Source organism: Nocardioides daejeonensis, assembly GCF_003194585.1.
GTDB classification, from domain to species: domain Bacteria; phylum Actinomycetota; class Actinomycetes; order Propionibacteriales; family Nocardioidaceae; genus Nocardioides; species Nocardioides daejeonensis.
In genome coordinates this window covers 496,057-511,963 of the sequence record NZ_QHKZ01000002.1, presented here as the reverse complement: position 1 = coordinate 511,963, position 15,907 = coordinate 496,057, and the positions used below count along the sequence as shown (strand labels likewise).

The 15,907-nt window shown below is 71.5% G+C and carries 14 protein-coding genes; 7 read left to right on the top strand and 7 right to left on the bottom strand.

Features of this window, described 5'->3' with window-relative positions; translation table 11 throughout:
- Positions 1–20: 20 nt before the first annotated feature.
- Entirely contained in the window at positions 21–878 is an 858-nt protein-coding gene (gene ku / locus DNK54_RS07165) for a non-homologous end joining protein Ku (protein ID WP_110206252.1), read from the bottom strand.
- Between the two features lie 275 nt (positions 879–1,153).
- Here ku and ligD (DNK54_RS07160) point away from each other — a divergent pair, with 275 nt between their 5' ends.
- Together ligD (DNK54_RS07160) and ligD (DNK54_RS07155) are read left to right on the top strand one after the other, a co-directional pair.
- Positions 1,154–2,089 carry a non-homologous end-joining DNA ligase gene (gene ligD / locus DNK54_RS07160; protein ID WP_110206251.1) on the top strand — a complete coding sequence of 312 codons (936 nt, stop codon included), beginning with the start codon at positions 1,154–1,156 and terminating at the stop codon, positions 2,087–2,089.
- The gene (gene ligD, locus DNK54_RS07155) at positions 2,082–3,014 is read left to right on the top strand and encodes a non-homologous end-joining DNA ligase (RefSeq protein ID WP_110206250.1); all 933 of its coding nucleotides are present in this window, start codon (positions 2,082–2,084) and stop codon (positions 3,012–3,014) included. Before ligD (DNK54_RS07160) ends, ligD (DNK54_RS07155) begins: the two co-directional genes overlap by 8 nt.
- On the opposite strand, the gene DNK54_RS07150 is transcribed toward ligD (DNK54_RS07155), so the two are convergent.
- The 5 genes from DNK54_RS07150 to DNK54_RS07130 form a co-directional block, all read right to left on the bottom strand.
- A complete protein-coding gene (locus tag DNK54_RS07150) occupies positions 3,008–4,369 on the bottom strand; it encodes an exopolysaccharide biosynthesis polyprenyl glycosylphosphotransferase (protein WP_110206249.1) in 1,362 nt (453 codons plus the stop codon). The genes ligD (DNK54_RS07155) and DNK54_RS07150 overlap by 7 nt on opposite strands.
- A complete protein-coding gene (locus DNK54_RS07145) occupies positions 4,366–4,905 on the bottom strand; it encodes a glycosyltransferase (protein WP_110206248.1) in 540 nt (179 codons plus the stop codon). The genes DNK54_RS07150 and DNK54_RS07145 overlap by 4 nt, the downstream gene beginning before the upstream one ends.
- Positions 4,905–5,354 carry a PssD/Cps14F family polysaccharide biosynthesis glycosyltransferase gene (pssD, locus tag DNK54_RS07140; RefSeq protein WP_204164452.1) on the bottom strand — a complete coding sequence of 150 codons (450 nt, stop codon included), beginning with the start codon at positions 5,352–5,354 and terminating at the stop codon, positions 4,905–4,907. Before pssD ends, DNK54_RS07145 begins: the two co-directional genes overlap by 1 nt.
- 115 nt (positions 5,355–5,469) lie before the next feature.
- Positions 5,470–6,141 carry a LuxR C-terminal-related transcriptional regulator gene (locus tag DNK54_RS07135; protein ID WP_110206246.1) on the bottom strand — a complete coding sequence of 224 codons (672 nt, stop codon included), beginning with the start codon at positions 6,139–6,141 and terminating at the stop codon, positions 5,470–5,472.
- Positions 6,129–7,511, bottom strand: a complete 1,383-nt coding sequence (locus tag DNK54_RS07130) for a sensor histidine kinase (protein WP_110206245.1) — start codon at positions 7,509–7,511, stop codon at positions 6,129–6,131. Before DNK54_RS07130 ends, DNK54_RS07135 begins: the two co-directional genes overlap by 13 nt.
- Positions 7,512–7,996: 485 nt before the next feature.
- On the opposite strand from DNK54_RS07130, the gene DNK54_RS07125 reads away from it, so the two are divergent.
- Genes DNK54_RS07125 through DNK54_RS07105 form a run of 5 tightly spaced genes read left to right on the top strand, consistent with a single transcriptional unit; the run spans position 7,997 to position 14,399 of the window.
- Positions 7,997–9,409, top strand: a complete 1,413-nt coding sequence (locus tag DNK54_RS07125; RefSeq protein WP_162602334.1) for a YveK family protein — start codon at positions 7,997–7,999, stop codon at positions 9,407–9,409.
- Positions 9,406–10,953 (top strand): MATE family efflux transporter, encoded by a 1,548-nt coding sequence (locus tag DNK54_RS07120; RefSeq protein ID WP_110206243.1) that lies wholly within the window; start codon positions 9,406–9,408, stop codon positions 10,951–10,953. Before DNK54_RS07125 ends, DNK54_RS07120 begins: the two co-directional genes overlap by 4 nt.
- Before the next feature lie 20 nt (positions 10,954–10,973).
- Positions 10,974–11,891, top strand: coding sequence for a sulfotransferase family protein (locus tag DNK54_RS07115; protein WP_110206242.1), 918 nt, complete (start codon positions 10,974–10,976; stop codon positions 11,889–11,891).
- 1 nt (position 11,892) lies between these two features.
- Positions 11,893–13,218, top strand: coding sequence for a class I SAM-dependent methyltransferase (locus DNK54_RS07110; protein ID WP_110206241.1), 1,326 nt, complete (start codon positions 11,893–11,895; stop codon positions 13,216–13,218).
- Positions 13,218–14,399 (top strand): hypothetical protein, encoded by a 1,182-nt coding sequence (locus DNK54_RS07105; RefSeq protein ID WP_110206240.1) that lies wholly within the window; start codon positions 13,218–13,220, stop codon positions 14,397–14,399. The genes DNK54_RS07110 and DNK54_RS07105 overlap by 1 nt, the downstream gene beginning before the upstream one ends.
- Here the strand turns inward: DNK54_RS07105 and DNK54_RS07100 are convergent.
- Entirely contained in the window at positions 14,385–15,782 is a 1,398-nt protein-coding gene (locus DNK54_RS07100) for a glycoside hydrolase family 26 protein (protein WP_110206239.1), read from the bottom strand. The genes DNK54_RS07105 and DNK54_RS07100 overlap by 15 nt on opposite strands.
- Positions 15,783–15,907: the final 125 nt, after the last annotated feature.

Here is a 15,907-nt window from a genome sequence, read left to right as displayed (position 1 = left end):
GGTTCCGGCCTGCCCGGCGCTCAGCTGGCCTTCTTCTTCGCCGCGCTCTTCTTCGCGGCGCTCTTCTTGGCGGTCTTCTTCGGTTGTTCGTCCTCGGTCTTCTCGCCGCGTGCCTCCTTGGCTGCGGCGACGGACTTCTGCAGTGCTGCCAACAGGTCGACCACCTCGCCGGAGCTCTTGGTCGCCGTCGGCGTGCGGGTCACCTCCCCGCCCTCGACCTTGGTCTTCACGAGGCTCTCGACGGCGGCTGCGTAGTCGTCCTGGAACTCCTCGGGATCGAAGTCACCGGCGAGGGTCTCGACGAGCATGTGCGCCATCTTGACCTCCGACTCCTTGACCTCGCCGGTCTCGACGGTGAAGTCGGGAGTGCGGATCTCGTCGGGCCACATCATGGTCTGCAGCACGATCACCTCGTCGCGGACCCGGAGCACGGCGACCGAGGTGCGCTGTCGCAGCGCAACAGTGACGACAGCCATGCGGTCGGCGTCGGCGAGTGCTTGACGGAGCAGCGCGTACGGCTTCGCGCCGGTCTTCTCGGGCTCGAGGTAGTAGGACTTCTCGAAGAGCATCGGGTCGATCTGGGAGCTCGGCACGAACTTCTCGACGGTGATCTCGCGGCTCGACACCGATGGCAGCTCGGCGAGATCGTCATCGGTGAGGATCACCATCTCGCCGTCTTCGGTCTCGTACCCCTTGGCGATGTCGGAGTAGGGGACCTCCTCCCCGTCGATGGCGCAGATGCGCTGGTAGCGGATCCGGCCGCCGTCGGCCACATGCACCTGCCGGAACGAGACGTCGTGGCTCTCGGTTGCCGAGTAGAGCTTCACCGGCACCGAGACCAGCCCGAACGACACAGCGCCCTTCCAGATTGCCCTCATCCCCCCAGCGTACGGCGCCGCGTGCGCGCAAGCACCCGTCGAGTGGGCGTCAGCGGTCGGGACCTGCTCGCTCCCACTGGCTGGTGTCGAGGTGGAAGGGTGCTGGGTAGAGGTCGACTGCTGGTGGTGCGTCTTGGATCTTCTTGTCCAGCCTCCTCCCACGCCCCGACACTTCAGGTCTCGACAAGCTCGACCACCGGAGCCCGACCACCGAAGACAAGCTCGACCACGGCGACGCGCGGTTCGGGCGCTGTCGAACGCCTACGATGCGGCGTATGCGACCGATGCTGGCCACGCGTGGCGATCGGGTCCCGGGCGGGTCCGAATGGAGCCATGAGGTGAAGTGGGACGGCATGCGGATCCTCGCGGACCTGGGAACGGGCAGAGAGGCTCGGCTCCATTCGCGCAACGAGAACGAGGTCACCGCTGCCTGGCCGGAGCTCGCGGGCCTGCCGCGGCGCGACCTCCTGCTCGACGGTGAGGTGATCACGCTGCTGGAGGGTCGCCCCGACTTCGGCACGCTCGCCAACCGCATGCATGCCCGCGACCCACGCCAGACGGCACGTCTGGCCCAGCGCACGCCCGCGACGTACCTCGTCTTCGACGTGCTCCGCGCGGACGGCCGCGACCTGACCCGGGAACCGCTGTCGGTACGCCGCGAGGTGCTTGCCGGACTGGGGCTGGACGACGCGCACTGGCAGGTGCCGGCGACGTACGACGACGGGGACCTGTTGTGGCACGCCACCCGTGACCAGGGACTCGAGGGCATCGTCAGCAAGCGCCTGTCGTCGCGCTACGAGCCAGGGGCCCGCAGCAGGCACTGGCTGAAGTTCGCGCATCGCTCCCGCAGCTCCTGGGTCGTGGGCGGCTGGCGGCCCGAGGTCGGCTCGCCACATCGGCTCGGGGCGCTCCTGGTAGGGCAGCCCACAGCCGAGGGGCTGCGCTTCCGGGGCCGGGTCGGAAGTGGGATCGCGGGCAAGGTGGGACCCCGCCTGCGGGAGCTCCTCGATCCACTCGCCCTCGACACCTCGCCCTTCGCCGACGCGGTGCCCGCCATCGATGCGCAGGGCACGCACTGGGTGCGTCCGCAGATCGTGGTCGACGTGGAGTCGCTCGGCCTCAGCGCCGGGCTGCGCCTGCGTCAGCCCTCCTTCCAGGGTGTGCGCGCCGACCTTGACCCCGTCGACCTCCTGGCGGCCGGCGATGAGTGAGATCAGGGCCGAGATCGACGGCCGGACGCTGCGGATCACCAACCTCGACAAGGTCCTCTACCCGGTCACCGGCACGACCAAGGCCGAGGTGCTCGACTACTACGTGCGGATCGCTCCCGTGCTGCTGCCGCATCTCGCTGGGCGGGCCGTCACCCGCATCCGCTGGCCGCACGGCGTGCAGCAGGCGTCGTTCTTCGAGAAGAACCTCCCGGCCGGCGCTCCGTCGTGGCTGAGCCGCGCATCGGTGCCGACCACAGGGTCGCGAGGCGGCGACGCCGGCGAGCTGACCTTCCCGGTCGTGGACGGCGTCGCGGCGCTCGCCTATCTGGTCAATCTGGCCAGCCTGGAGCTCCACACCCACCAGTGGACCGTCGATCCCGATGGTGAGCCCCTGCCGCCGAACCGCCTGGTGATCGACCTCGATCCGGGGGAGCCAGCGGGTCTGCCGGAGTGCTGCGAGGTCGCCCTGCTGGTGCGGGACGCACTGGCAGAGCGAGAGCTGCCGTCGTACCCGGTCACCAGCGGCAGCAAGGGGCTGCATCTCTACGCGCCGCTGGCCGGTGCCCTCACGCCCGACGAGACGACGGCGCTCGCGCACGAGGTGGCCGACGAGCTCGAGTCCGCGCACCCGAAGCTGATCACCGCCACGATGACCAAGAGTCGACGCGCGGGCAAGGTGTTCCTCGACTGGTCGCAGAACGCCGGCTCGAAGACCACCATCTCTCCCTACTCGCTGCGGGGGCGGGAGCGCCCCTGGGTGGCCACGCCACGCTCCTGGGCCGAGATCGTGGACGGCGCGGAGGACCCGCTCGGCATCGAGCAGTGTCTCTTCACCGAGGTGCTTGCGCGCGTCGAGGAGTACGGCGACCTCTTCGCCGGCGCGCTCGGGGACGGCAGGTCGGAGCCCGGTCCGGGAGCTCAGTAGGCCCCGCGGTGCCCGAGCACCGCACGCACGGTGCGGAACAGGATCCGCAGATCGAGCGCGGGCGTCCAGTTGTCGACGTACTCCAGGTCGAGCCGCACCGTCTCCTCCCACGACAGGTCCGAGCGACCGGAGACCTGCCAGAGTCCGGTCAGCCCCGGGTGTACGGCGAGCCTGCGGTGCACGTCGTCCGCGTACCGGGCCATCTCCTCGGGGAGGCACGGCCGCGGGCCAACCAACGCCATCTCGCCGCGCACCACGTTGATCAGCTGCGGCAACTCGTCCAGCGAGTAGCGGCGTAGAAAGGCGCCGACCCGCGTGATCCGAGGATCCTGGCGGAGCTTGAAGAGGAACTGGTCGGCGACGCGCTCCGGTACGTCGCCGAGCTCGGCCATCGTCCGCAGCTTCAGCATCCGGAAGCGGCGTCCGCAGTGTCCGATCCGCTCCTGCACGAAGAGCACGGGGCCGGGGGAGTCGAGGCGGATGGCGACCGCGAGGAGAAGCAGCAGGGGTGCGAGCAGCAGGAGCAGCAGAGCCGCACACATCCGCCCGGCGAGGAGCATCAGCGTCCGGCGCAGGCTCCGCAGCTCGCTGTGGTTCAGGCCGACCAGCGTCACTCCGTCGTGGCTCTCCACGCGGGTCCGCGACTCGCCCACGCCGACGGGAGTCGGGGCCAGGTGGACGCGCCGTCGCTGATCGGCCAATCGCCAGATGAGATGACGAGCGGTGGCAGGGGTGAGCTGTTCGCTGGGCAGCAGCACGACGTCGTCCGCCTCGCTTCGACATGCCTCCTCGGCGACGACGTCGACGGTGGTCGTGCACCAGCCGACGACGCGGAGTCGCCCCGCGCCGGCTCGGCCCAGCTCCTCGGCCAGGCGCGCACAGGAGTCGCGCGGCCCGACCAGCAGCACGCGGCGCTCGGCACCGCGGTAGCGGTCGAGGATGCTCCGGGCGGCCAGGTCGATGGCGACGGTGGCGCCGACCAGGAGCAACACCAGGCCGGGCGCGATCTCGAGGTCTGCGATCCAGACCACCATGCCGATCAGGCAGAGCGTCTGGACGGCGGCGCGGAGCAGCGTGCGCCCGGTCGCCGACGGATGGAGCAGGGAGGGGCGGCCACGGTCGGCGGTCGCCACCAGCACCGGCCAGAGGAGCACCAGGGCGAGTAGCAGGAGGAGCGGGCCGCGATCGGCCCACGGCGCCAGGGTGAATCCGATGGCGGAGGAGGTTGCCGCGCTGACCAGATCCACCCCGGCGCCGACCGGTGCCCGCCGGAGACGGCCGGGGGGCACCGGCGTCGCCAGGCGCAGGCGCGGCTCGAGGGGGCGAGCCGCGGTCCTCTGCGTGGCGACGCTCATGACGACCGTACGAGCCGGCGCCGGGCGAGGGTGTCGGTCACCAAGGCCGAAAGACGGTCGCAGACGGCTCCGGGACCGTCGGGCACTGCGCCGGTCCGGCGGCTGCGCAGCGCCTGCTGGACGGCGTACCGCAGTTCGCCGACGTCGCGTGCGATCCGGACCCGGCCGGTCTCGGCCATCCGCGCGGCGAAGCGGAGCTGGTGGGCGTCGACGTGCTCGCCGTGTGCCGGGTCCCGGGGCACCACCACCGGTCGATGACCGGCAGCCGCGGCATCCATGAGCAGGCCGGGCCCGGCATGGGTGACCACACAGTCGGCGGTGTCGATCAACTGCCTGAGCTCGGTGTCTGCCAGCATCGGGCTGCCGGTCAGCGTGCTGGGTGCATGGGCGGGCCAGCCGGTGGCGCCGTGCTGCACGAACCAGGAAGCCCAGCCCTCCGCAGCGAGCGTCGCCGACCAGCCGACCAGTCGGTCGAACGGATGGTGATCGGTGCCGACCAGCACGACGACCAGGGGCGTGGAGACGGGCGCCGGCATCACCACACCGGCCCCAGGAGCACCGACGAGGGATAGAGCCGCAGCTGATCCGACCACTGCACCAGGAACAGGTCGGCGACGGGACGACAGAGTCGTCCGGTCACCGTGCGCGAGTCGATCCGGTCGTAGACCTCCAGGTAGACCGACGCGATGCCGTGCAGCCGGGCCAGCCAGAAGAACGGCACTGCGACGCCGGCGCCGGTGGAGATCACCACGTCGGGCCGCTGCTCGCGAAGCACGCGCCGGGCCAGCGCCGCGTTGCGCACCAGGTTGGGCACGTTGCGGGTCGTGGGGTGGTGGGCCCAGGTGACCGACTCCTCCGCCAGGCGGCTCACGGCGTCCTCGGTCTGGAAGGTGACCCAGTGCCGCTCGTACTCGCTCCACCACGGACGCAAGCAGAGCAGCTGGGCCAGATGGCCCCCGGACGAACCGACCAGCAACACGCGCATCGCGCACCCCCAACCTCGTGCGCCCCTGAGGGGCTCGGATTCGAGAGTAGGAGCCGGGGACCGCTCTGGCATGCCTGAAATAGGCGATCTCTCGGGCGGACTGCCCAACACGCGCTCAGGCGTGCGGCGGGCTCCAGCGTGCCCGGCGGGCGAGACCTACCGCCGCGATCTGCGAGGAGACCTCCAACTTGGCGAGGATCGACTTCACCTGCGTCCTCACCGTGGCCTCCGAGACGACACTCAGCTGGGCGATCTCCTTGACCTGGCGACCCTCGAGGAAGTGGCCCAGCACCTCCGACTCGCGGCGGGTGAGGCGCTCGAGCTTCGCTCGCGCGTCGCGCACCGTGACCTGCTCGGCATGCCAGGCCCGCATCAGTTCTGCTCGCTCCTCGCGGTCCAGCACCGGCAGCCCCTGACTCACCTTGCGGATGCTGGCTGCGATGTCGTTCAGAGGGGCGCTCTTGGGCAGCACGCGTCGGGCGCCGTGGGCGATGGCCTCGCCCCAGCGGCTCCGCTCGGTGTTGCCGGTCACCACCAGCACCGCGGTGCCCGATCGGGTCAGCGGCTCGACCAGGCGTGCCCCGTTGCCATGGCTGCCGAGGTCGAGGTCGAGGATCACCACGCGTGGCGTGGAGCGAAGAATCGAGGGCAGCAGCGTGCTGATGTCGCGCCCGGGCTCACCCAGCGGGATCCGCTTGACGTCGTATCCCTCCATACCGAGGGCCAGCACCAGTGACTCGGCGAACAGTGTGTGGTCCTCGACCACGGCGACCTTCACGCGCTGCATCGCGCCACCTGGGGCAGCGCGAGCGCGAAGAGCGCCCCTTGGGCGCTGGGCATCACCAGCAGGTCGGCACCATGCGCCTGGAGACTCTTCCGAGCGGCATAGAGCCCGAGACCCTGCCCCGCCGAGTCGGCGCTGCGGGCGCCGCGGGTGAACAGCCGCTCGGAGAGGTCGGGGGCGACCCCGGGGCCGTCGTCGGCCACGTGAAGCACCACCGTGGTGCCGGCCAGGCGCGTCCAGATCGTGATGCGCGCTCCGGGAGCATGGCGCTGGGCGTTGCAGAGCAGCACGTGCACCGCGGCGGTGACGATGTCGTGGTCACCCCACACCCGAAGGCCAGAGCGGCGGTGCTCGATCGCGGAACCCTGCGCCTGCTGCGAGACGACGAGCGGATGGACCACGTCGTCCAGGTCGAGCCAACGCTCCGTCGGCTCCTCGTGGGTGGCGTCGAGCAGGTGCTGCAGTCTCCGCATCTCGGCCTCCAGCATCGCCTGCAGCTCGGCCCGCTCGGGCTGTGGTATCCGGTTCGCCGAGGTGGCCAGCAGCTGAGAGGCTGAGGAGATACCGGCGACAGTGGCACGTGCCTCGTGCAACAGCTCCTGGTCGTGCTCGACCGTGTGCTCGGCGCGCTGGGCGCGCTCGGCCAGCTCGGCCAGCTGACCGAGCTGCACCTGGTGTGCGTCTTGGACCAGCGCCAGCGAGGTCGCCATCACCTCGAACGCCGCCAGCGTGCTCACCAGCGCGCACGTCAGGTGCGGGAAGGGAGCAGGGCTACCGCCGCTGGCGACGAAGTGGTGATAGCCGATCGCCAGGCTGAGGGGCACCGCCAGGTGCCAGCGATAGACGACCGGCATCCCCTCCATGCCGAGGACGGAGCGGATGCAGAACCAGGAGGCGAGCAGGAAGCAACCGATCAGCAGCATGGTCAGCCAGGTCGGCAGGTGGCCGCCGGTCCGCTCCTGAACGAGAAAGCGGGCCTCGCTCAGAGCGAGGCCCGCTACGAGGCCGAGGAGCACCGGGTGCCGCCACCCACTCGGTGCGAGGCCCGCCGAGGCTGATCGCATCGCCCAGACCAGAAGTGTCATCACCGCGAGATCCACAGGCGACATCCGCAGGGCGTTCTCCTGCACGCCGCTGCCCACGATGAGCTCGGGGCGCAGGTAGACAGCAAGCACGAGCAGAGTGCAGGCCAGCCAGGCCGAGCTGTCCTCGCCCAGGAACCGCCAACGTGCAAGCAGGAGCAAGGCCCCGGCCACCATGCTCACCGCGAAGCAGACGTGCGTCGCGGTGGCCACCTGCTCCATGCGGGCGCTCCCGCCGGTGATGCGGATGATCGCGAGCACGACAGTGGCGGCGATCGCTGCGATCGCCAAGGTCGGGGTGAAGCGTCTGAGGTGGACAAGCCCGTGCGTCGAGTTCCCGTGGCCTTCAGCAGTGCTCCGGGCCCCCGAATGGCTCGCGTTCTGCTGTGGCGACTCTCTCCCGGACTTGGCCGCTCCCCAGGACGGAGATGGATCTGCCACGACGCCAGATTACGTCCGGAATCACGCGGAGTCATCAGCCTTGGGGAGCTTACCCAAGATTGGGGGCGGTTCCGTCGGCTGAGAGGGGCAGACCCGCCAGCCAACCGGCATCCCGTCGCGGCCCGGCTGGGGAGGGTCGGACCGTCGAGGACGGGGCGGCTGACTGGCGGGCGTGTGCCCCCCGAAGGGGCCTGCGAATCAGGTGTGAGCGCCGTACTCCCAGGTCCCTCAGCACCCACGATCCTCCGCCGTACGGGCTGTCGACCTCCCCAATATCGGGGTACCTGCCCGGCAACGGGTCCGTGCAGCGGTGGGACCGGCCCACGATGACGCCCATGAAGAACTTCGGACGAGGGTGGCTGCTGCCGTCGCTCCTGGTCGCGCTGCTCGCCGCCGTGGGCGGCGCGGCCGGGTGGGGCTGGGCGAGCAGTACACCTCCGGAGCGATCGGCGACCGCCACCGTGCTGGTGACGCCGCTGGAGGGCAACCCCTTCAACCCGGACGCGCGGGAGGGCGTGCTGAGCCTGGAGACCGAGGCCCGGCTGGTCGCGTCGGACGCGGTCACACGCGCCGTGGCCAAGGAGATCGGCGGCGCCGTGGAGGAGTTGCGCTCGTCGATCGACGTCGAGGTTCCCCCCAACACGCAGTTGCTCAGGATCACTGCTCAGGCAGGCGATCCGACGCGTGCCCGTGAGGTCGCCGACCGGTTCGCGACCGCCTTCCTCGACTACCGTGCGCAACGCACCAAAGCGGCCGTCTTCGACCGGGAGGCACACCTGCGGGAGGAGATCCGCAGCGCGCAGGACCACCTCGCCTCGCTCACGCAGGAGAAGAACAGGCTGCCCGCGGGATCGTCACGCCGGGCCCTGCTGGAGCAGCAGGTGAGTGCCTCCGCAGTGCAGGTCTCCCAGCTGCAGAGCGAGCTCACTGCTCTTGGGTACGTCAGCCGCGACCCCGGCCAGGTGGTCACCCCGGCACAGCAGGCGCCGGTAGGACTGCTGGCGCGTCCGTACGTGACGGCGGGCATCGGGGCCGGGGCAGCGCTCGCCGCGTGCGGCGGCCTCCTCCTGCTGCGCCGGCGGCATCGTCGCACCGTCGGGTCGACCCTCGACCTGGTCACCGCGGGGTACGACGTCCTGGGGCCGGCCGTTCCGGACGCGCTGCGATCCAGGCTGCTCGCCTCCGACGCGGCGGGCCCCGGCGTGCTCCTGGTCGCCGATGCCGGTCCGCGCCGCGCGCGGGCCCTCGAGGCATCGGTCCTCGCGGCCGACCTCGCTGCCGGGTTCGCACGCGCTCGGATGGCGACGGTGCATGTCCGGCTGGCGGTGTGCCGGGACCTCGAAGGTCCGAGCGACTTGCCCCGCAGCATCGACGAGGTGCTGCAGGGGAAGGCCGAGCTCGACGAGGCTCTGGAGCCGGAGGACGACTTCCTCCAGGTGATCGGCCGGGCAGGCGGCAGCGAGGCGGACGACCCCGCACGTTGGACCGACCTGGTCGCCTCGCCTGCCATGGGAGAGGTGCTGGACGTGCTGCGGGAGCGCGCGCAGGTGGTGATCGTCTCCGGGGTGGAGCTGCCGGGGCAGACCGGCGAGCTCCTCGTGCCGAGGGTGGACCGGCTGCTGCTGTCGGTCACCGCGGGGGTGACCCACGTCGAGGACCTCGAACAGGCGCTCGGCGCCGTGCCGGGGAGCCTTGGCCTGTCGGTCGCCCTCGTGCACGCCGGGCAAGGACGGCGGGTCTCCGGATGAGCTCCACCAGGACGCTCCAGGCGGCGGTGCCGGGCCATCTCGCAACCCTGGCGCGCGGCGGTGCTCTCGGTCTGGCCGGCTCCGCAGTGGCCGGGGTGGCCGGGTTCGCCCTGGTCGCCCTCGTGGCGCGCGGCCTCAGCCCGGAGAACGCCGGTGCGTTCTTCGCCATCACCGCTGGGTTCGTGCTGGTGGAGGGGATGGCCGTGCTCGGTACCGACACCGGCCTGGCACGCTTCCTGCTCCGCCACGAGGCCCGAGGCGGCTCCGCCGACATCCTCGCCCTCCTGCGCAACGCGCGGGCTGTGTGCCTGACGGTGGCGGTCACCGTGACGCTCTCCGGCATCGCCGTCTCGGGTGCCCTCGGAACGGCGCTGGGCTGGGGGGCCGAGACGGTGACCGCGCTGCGTATCGCGTTGTGTGTCCTGCCTGCCGCCGTCCTCGCCGACATCAGCCTGGGAGCCGCGCGGGCGCTCACCGAACTGCGCAGCACGGCACTGATCGACCGCCTGCTGCGCGCCGGCCTGCAGCCGGTCGCGGTCGGGTTCGCCCTGCTCGGCGGCGCCGGACTGGCCGGTGTCGCCGCGGCATGGGCCGCCTCGCACGTCGTTGCCGCGGTCGCCGCGCTCCACTCGTTGCGGGCGACCCTGCGCCGGCGAGGGCACAGCGGCTCCTCGCCGCGTCCGGCGTCTCCCGGCGTGCGGCAGGCGTTCTGGCGGTTCACCTGGCTGCGCGGACTCGCCCGGATGGCGCAGATCGGCATGCAGAAGGCGGACATCCTTGTGGTGGCTGCGCTCGTCTCGCCCACGGCGGCCGCGGCGTACACGGTCGCCACCCGGTTCGTGCCGCTCGGGCAGCTGAGCACCCAGGCGGTGCAGCAGGTGCTGCAACCTCGGCTGACCGAGATCCTCGTGCACGACGACCGGGCTACCCTGCGGGAGATCTACCGGGTGGCGACCGCCTGGTGCATGCTGCTGGCCTGGCCGCTGCACCTCACCGTCCTGATGCTGGCCGGGCACTACCTCGCTCTCTTCGGTCCGGCTGCCGCCTCGACTGACCATGCACCCTTGGTGGTGGTCGTGATGGCGCTGACCATGCTGGTGGCGGTCGCCTCCGGGCCGGTGGACACGCTGCTGCTGATGTCGGGCCGGAGCCTGGCCAGTGCGGGCAACACCGCACTCGCGCTGGTGATCGACCTGTCGCTCTGCCTGCTGCTGATCCCCGGTCTCGGGATCGTGGGCGCCGCGATCGCCTGGGCGGCGGCCGTCGTGAGCAGGTGCGCTCTCGCCTTCTGGCAGGTGGGCCGCAGCCAGCGGGTGCATCCGTTCTCGCGCATCACCCTCACCGCAGCGTCGGTGACCACGGTGTGCGTCGGTCTGCCCTGCGGACTGCTGGCGCTCAGCGACGTGGACGGTTGGTGGCTGCTGCTCGGGCTCGCCGGCAGCGGTGCCCTGTTCGTCGCCTCGCTCTACCGGTTCCGTTCCGGGCTGGCCCTCGACCAGGCCTGGAGGGGCCTCGCCACACGCGACAGCGAGGCCTGGCGATGACGAAGAAGAGGAGTACCACCATGGCGGACCGCCCGAGCGGCCTTCGCGCCCGTACCCGCACTCGGACCCGCGCGCTGCGCGACCATCTGCCGCCGCCGGTACGCCGCCTCGTGCGGTCGGTGGCGCTCGCCTGGGGCATGGCGACCGCCCGATGGCGCCTGCGTCCGGCGGTCATCGTGGTCGGCGCACAGCGGGCGGGCACGACGACACTGTTCCGGATGCTCGGCGATCACCCGCAGCTGGTGCGGCCGACCATGGTCAAGGGCACCGGCTATTTCGACGACCAGTACCACCACGGGATGCGCTGGTACCTCGCCCACTTCCCGCTCCGGGTCACCGCCCGCCTGCTGGCTCGAGGTCACACGCCGCACACGTTCGAGTGCAGCGGCTACTACCTCTTCCACCCACTCGCCGCCGAGCGCATCGCCCGCTGCCTTCCCCATGTGCAGGTCGTCGTGGTGCTGCGCGACCCGGTTGACCGCGCCTACTCCGCCTACCGGCACGAGACCGCGCGCGGCTTCGATGACCTGGAGTTCGCCGAGGCGGTGCGCCGGGAGCCGGAGCGGTTGGCCGGCGAGGCCGAGCGGCTCGTCTCGGTGCCGGGCTCGACCAGTCACAGCCACCGTCACCATGCCTATCTCGGGCGCAGCCACTACGCCGAGCAGGTGCGTCGGCTGTATCGGACCCTCGGTCGCGACCGAGTGCACCTGGTCGAGGCCGAACGGCTCTTCGCGGAGCCGCAGAAGGAGTTCCGGCGCCTCCAGGAACAGCTGGGGCTCGACCCCTGGGACTGCGGCGAGGTCGCGGTCTGGAACGCGCGTCCGGGAGCCGACCTCGACCCCGAGCTGCGCAGTCGGCTGCTCGCCGAGTTCGCCGAGGACGATCGCGTGCTCACCGAGTTGCTGGGACATCAACCGATCTGGCGAGAGGACGTCTGACATGGCCATGCTGACCTGGGCACACCACGCCCGAGGCCGCCATCTGGCACGCATCCTGCGGGAGGGAGCCCATCGGGTGGCCGTCGGGACCTACCGAACCGCGCGGCGTACCCCGATGCCACGAGGGATCCGCGAAGGACTGCGCGAGCGCCTGACCTGGCAGCCTCAGCTCCTCGTGGTGCCGATCGACCGGCTTCTCCTCGGCGGCCAGAACAAGCTCTCCGCCGCCGACTACGCACGTGCCTCCGGCGACCTGCTGTGGCCCTCGCGGCGGGTGACCGACGGCCCGCACGCCGAGCTGCTCCGGGTCGCCAGGATGCGACCCATCACCGATGTGGAGATCCTCGGCTCGAGCTACGCCGATCTCGCCCGCACCTGCATCGATCTCTCCGGCCAGTACTTCTCAGCCGCCGACAACGTCGGCATCGTCGCGGTCGCCCGGGACTGGCTGCGAGAGGTGGGAATCGCGCCGGCGGGGAGCGGCGACGGCCAGCGGGGCGACGACCATCGCACCGCTGCCGGGCGACCGATCGAGGTCGCGCCGATCAGGGACTCCTCCTGCTACCAGGTGATCGACGGACACCACCGGATCGCGACGGCCGCTGCCCAGGGCATCGATCGCATCGCCGTCCGGGTCAAGCGCTGGAGCGTGGACACGCCGCTGCAGGAGATGCTGCGCGCGATGTCGTGGATCGGCGGTGAACCGCTGCTCTACCAGCCGATCGAGGCCCCTGAGCTGGACGACTGGCCCATCGCGCGGGGCTGCGTGGACCGTCTTGAGGCGATGCTCGCGCTGCTGCCGGATGCCGGCCTCGGAGCCGGGGCGGGAAGCAGCTATCTCGACGTGGCCAGCTGCTACGGCTGGTTCGTCGCCCAGATGGAGGCGCACGGCTTCGTCGCCTCCGGCATCGAGCGGGATCCTCTGGCCCCGGAGGTGGGCCGGGTCGCCTACGGACTCCGACCCGGGCAGGTCCGCACGGGCGAGGCGATGGCATTGCTCAGCGAGACCACCCAGCGGTGGGACGTCGTCTCGTGCTTCAGCCTGCTCCACCACTTCGCGCTCGGCCGGGGGTCGACCGGACCGGAGGAGCTCCTCCAGGCTCTCGACCGGGTCACGGCACGTGTCCTCTTCGTGGATACCGGGCAGGCACACGAGCGCTGGTTCGCCGAGTCGCTCGCCTCCTGGGACACCGACCACGTGCGTCGCTTCCTCCAGGAGCACACCACGTTCGACCGCGTGGTCGACCTCGGGCCCGACCAGGACGACCGGCCACCGTTCGACGGCAACTACGGACGTCACCTCTTCGCCTGCGTCAGGGAGTCGTGATGGCTGTCGTTCCTGTGGAGGACACCTCCCTCGTCGAGGCGATGTCGGTGCTGTGGCCGCGAGCCACGGTGACCCGGGACCAGGGCGACCGATCCCCGGGCTCCCGCGACTTCCTGGTGCTGCCGGGAGGACGGCAGACCGCCGTACCGGTGACACCGCACGCGGTGTCGGCACGCGTCGTCGAGCAGGCCAGCGCGGCGGCCGGTCCGCGAGCGCGGATGCTGCGACTCGGGCTGGCCGGTGCGCTGCGCCTCGGTCTCGGCACGGTCGCTCGGGACCGGATCACGGTGACGGGGCCGGAGGAGGACTCGCTGGCCGAGTTCCTCACGGCTGTGCTCGGCGACGAGGTGCGGCTCGCTGTCTCCACCGGCACCGCGCGGGTGAACCGCAAGCCGGTGATCGAGGTCTTCGGCAGCGACGGCAGGCCCCGCTGTTTCGTGAAGCTGGGGCGCTCCACGCTGGCCTGGGACGACATCCGGGCGGAGGCGCAGGCACTGGCGACCGTCGCCGACCTGACCGAGCGTGGACTGCGCGTCCCGACGGCCCTCTGGTACGGCGCCTGGCTGGGCATGCCGGTGCTCCTGATGACCGCGCTGCCCCAGGACCGGTGGCAGCACCGCCGTGATCGGCGCCGTCCGCCGGTGCGGGAGATGCGGATCCTCACCGACCTGTTCCGGGAGACGTCGGCCCGACCCGCCACCATGGACTGGTGGGACAGCATCCGGCGGAGGCTCGGCTCCGTCGCGGACGACCGGACCCGTGCCTCCGCCCTGGCCTGCTGGGGCAGCCTCGCCCACCGTGCCGACCGCCCAGTTCCGGTCTCGGCCTGGCACGGTGACTGGGCACCCTGGAACATGGCCCGCTGCCGCGGCCGCCTCGGGCTCTGGGACTGGGAGCGGTTCGCCACCGGCGTGCCGGCGGGCCTCGACGTCCTGCACTGGGCCGTCAACGTCTCCCCGATGAGGGCGCCGGAACAGGTGCTGGCCGCATTGCGCCGGGCCGAACCGGCCTGGCGGGCGGTCGTCGGCGACGATCCGGCGGCCGGCCTGATGCCGGGGCTCTACCTCGCAGAGATGGCGGCCCGGTACCTGCCGCTCGCCGACGGCTCCGAGGGAGACCTCATCGCCGACCGTGCCCGGCTCTTCCTCACTGCATGGCAGGAGTGGTCACTGCGCGGGTAGCCGGGCCGCGCTCGGGTTTGCCTGCGCGAAGGCCTCCCACTTGCGGCCGGTGCCCAGCTCCCAGGAGGCGATCGAGTTCAGGCCGGAGTTGAAGTAGGCCATGGCGACGCCGTCGCGGGACTCGAGCTCACGCCGGGTGCGCTGGATCCAGGTCGGGTCCTCGCGGAACGCGGTGTCGGTGAAGCCGGTCTCCGCGATGCCCCAGGCGACGCCCTGCTGCTTGGCCCAGGCCGAGATCTTGGCGAAGTAGGCACTGTCCATCCGCGTCGGCGCCATCTCGCGCCCGTCCTTCACGACGCCGTGCGAGTTGTAGACGTCGAAGCCGGCCACGTCGACCTTCACACCGCGCGGCCAGATGGCGTCGAGGGAGTACTCCGCCGGGCCGTAGAACTGGTGCCACCCGGTGAGCACCACCGTGTAGGCGATGTTGTCCGCGTGCCCGCGCACCAGGGGCACCAGGCGCTCCTGCGCACGGCGCCAGGCCTGGATGTCGCCGTCGGTCTCGGGCTCGTGGTGGAAGGCGAGCCAGACCGGTCCCGGCAGCTGGTCGAACTCCGCGGCCAGCGACTTCGCCCAGGCGTCGCCCTTGCCCGCTGCCATCGCCTCCCACGAGTGCGGGAACTTGAAGCTGATCCAGGGCAGGCGCCCGTGTGCGATGTCGGCGCGGGCGGTGCGCACGGCGCTCGCCACCTGGTCGGCGCGGTAGTAGGTGCGGCGTACCCCGACCGGGGTGCCGAGCTCCCGCTCCAGGGGCGCCGGGTCGCTGTTGGAGCCGTAGGCCATGCCCAGATAGCTGCCGCAGCTCGGCAGGCCTCGCACCGTGTAGCGGCAGCCGTCGCCTGGGCTGTTCTCGCGCGGCGGGTTGCCGGGCTGCTGGGTGTCGCTCACCGGCCGGATCCGGACCGGCTTGAGGCGCAGCCGCTCGCCGCGGGCAAGGCCTCGGGCCACCACGACCGGGCGGTAGCCCGCGCGCTTGGTGCCCGTGGTCAGCCTGACGGTGGTCCACTGACCGCCCGGTACGCGGACCGTACGCCGCCGCAGCCGCTCGCCATCGCCGGACGAACGGAGCACGAGGCTGATGGTGCGGTCCCGCTCCGTGCGCACCCGTACCGACCAACGGAGGCGGTGCGTGCCGGCCGGGGCCCGGTGGGCACGGGCGCTGCGCAGCCGCACCCTGGGCTGCGGCTCGAGCACCCGCAGCACCTGCACGGTGCCTGAGCCGGGAGTGAGGTCGACATCGCCGACGGAGGAAGGAGCGGTCACCCAGTCGCGAGCCGGTGGTGTCGCGCCCGCCGGGGCACCGCCACCGGTGAGGGGCAGGGAGAGCAGGGGCAGGGAGAGCAGGGCAGTGAGGAGGGCAGGGCGCAGCCGGTGCAGCGTCATGGTGTGTCGCAATCGTGTCGCGGTGCGACGCGATCGCCGCACCTGTGGTCTCCCCAGCGCCCGTGAGGCTAGGGGCCGCCAGGGCGGCGTGGCACCACCGCCTACCCAATACTGGGTACGCGACG

Excerpts from the sequence above, each read along its gene's own strand:
- ku (WP_110206252.1), bottom strand. The coding sequence starts at position 878 with ATGAGGGCAATCTGGAAGGGCGCTGTGTCGTTCGGGCTGGTCTCGGTG.
- ligD (WP_110206251.1), top strand. The coding sequence starts at position 1,154 with ATGCGACCGATGCTGGCCACGCGTGGCGATCGGGTCCCGGGCGGGTCC.
- ligD (WP_110206250.1), top strand. The coding sequence starts at position 2,082 with ATGAGTGAGATCAGGGCCGAGATCGACGGCCGGACGCTGCGGATCACC.
- DNK54_RS07150 (WP_110206249.1), bottom strand. The coding sequence starts at position 4,369 with ATGAGCGTCGCCACGCAGAGGACCGCGGCTCGCCCCCTCGAGCCGCGC.
- DNK54_RS07145 (WP_110206248.1), bottom strand. The coding sequence starts at position 4,905 with ATGCCGGCGCCCGTCTCCACGCCCCTGGTCGTCGTGCTGGTCGGCACC.
- pssD (WP_204164452.1), bottom strand. The coding sequence starts at position 5,354 with ATGCGCGTGTTGCTGGTCGGTTCGTCCGGGGGCCATCTGGCCCAGCTG.
- DNK54_RS07135 (WP_110206246.1), bottom strand. The coding sequence starts at position 6,141 with ATGCAGCGCGTGAAGGTCGCCGTGGTCGAGGACCACACACTGTTCGCC.
- DNK54_RS07125 (WP_162602334.1), top strand. The coding sequence starts at position 7,997 with ATGAAGAACTTCGGACGAGGGTGGCTGCTGCCGTCGCTCCTGGTCGCG.
- DNK54_RS07120 (WP_110206243.1), top strand. The coding sequence starts at position 9,406 with ATGAGCTCCACCAGGACGCTCCAGGCGGCGGTGCCGGGCCATCTCGCA.
- DNK54_RS07115 (WP_110206242.1), top strand. The coding sequence starts at position 10,974 with ATGGCGGACCGCCCGAGCGGCCTTCGCGCCCGTACCCGCACTCGGACC.
- DNK54_RS07110 (WP_110206241.1), top strand. The coding sequence starts at position 11,893 with ATGGCCATGCTGACCTGGGCACACCACGCCCGAGGCCGCCATCTGGCA.
- DNK54_RS07105 (WP_110206240.1), top strand. The coding sequence starts at position 13,218 with ATGGCTGTCGTTCCTGTGGAGGACACCTCCCTCGTCGAGGCGATGTCG.
- DNK54_RS07100 (WP_110206239.1), bottom strand. The coding sequence starts at position 15,782 with ATGACGCTGCACCGGCTGCGCCCTGCCCTCCTCACTGCCCTGCTCTCC.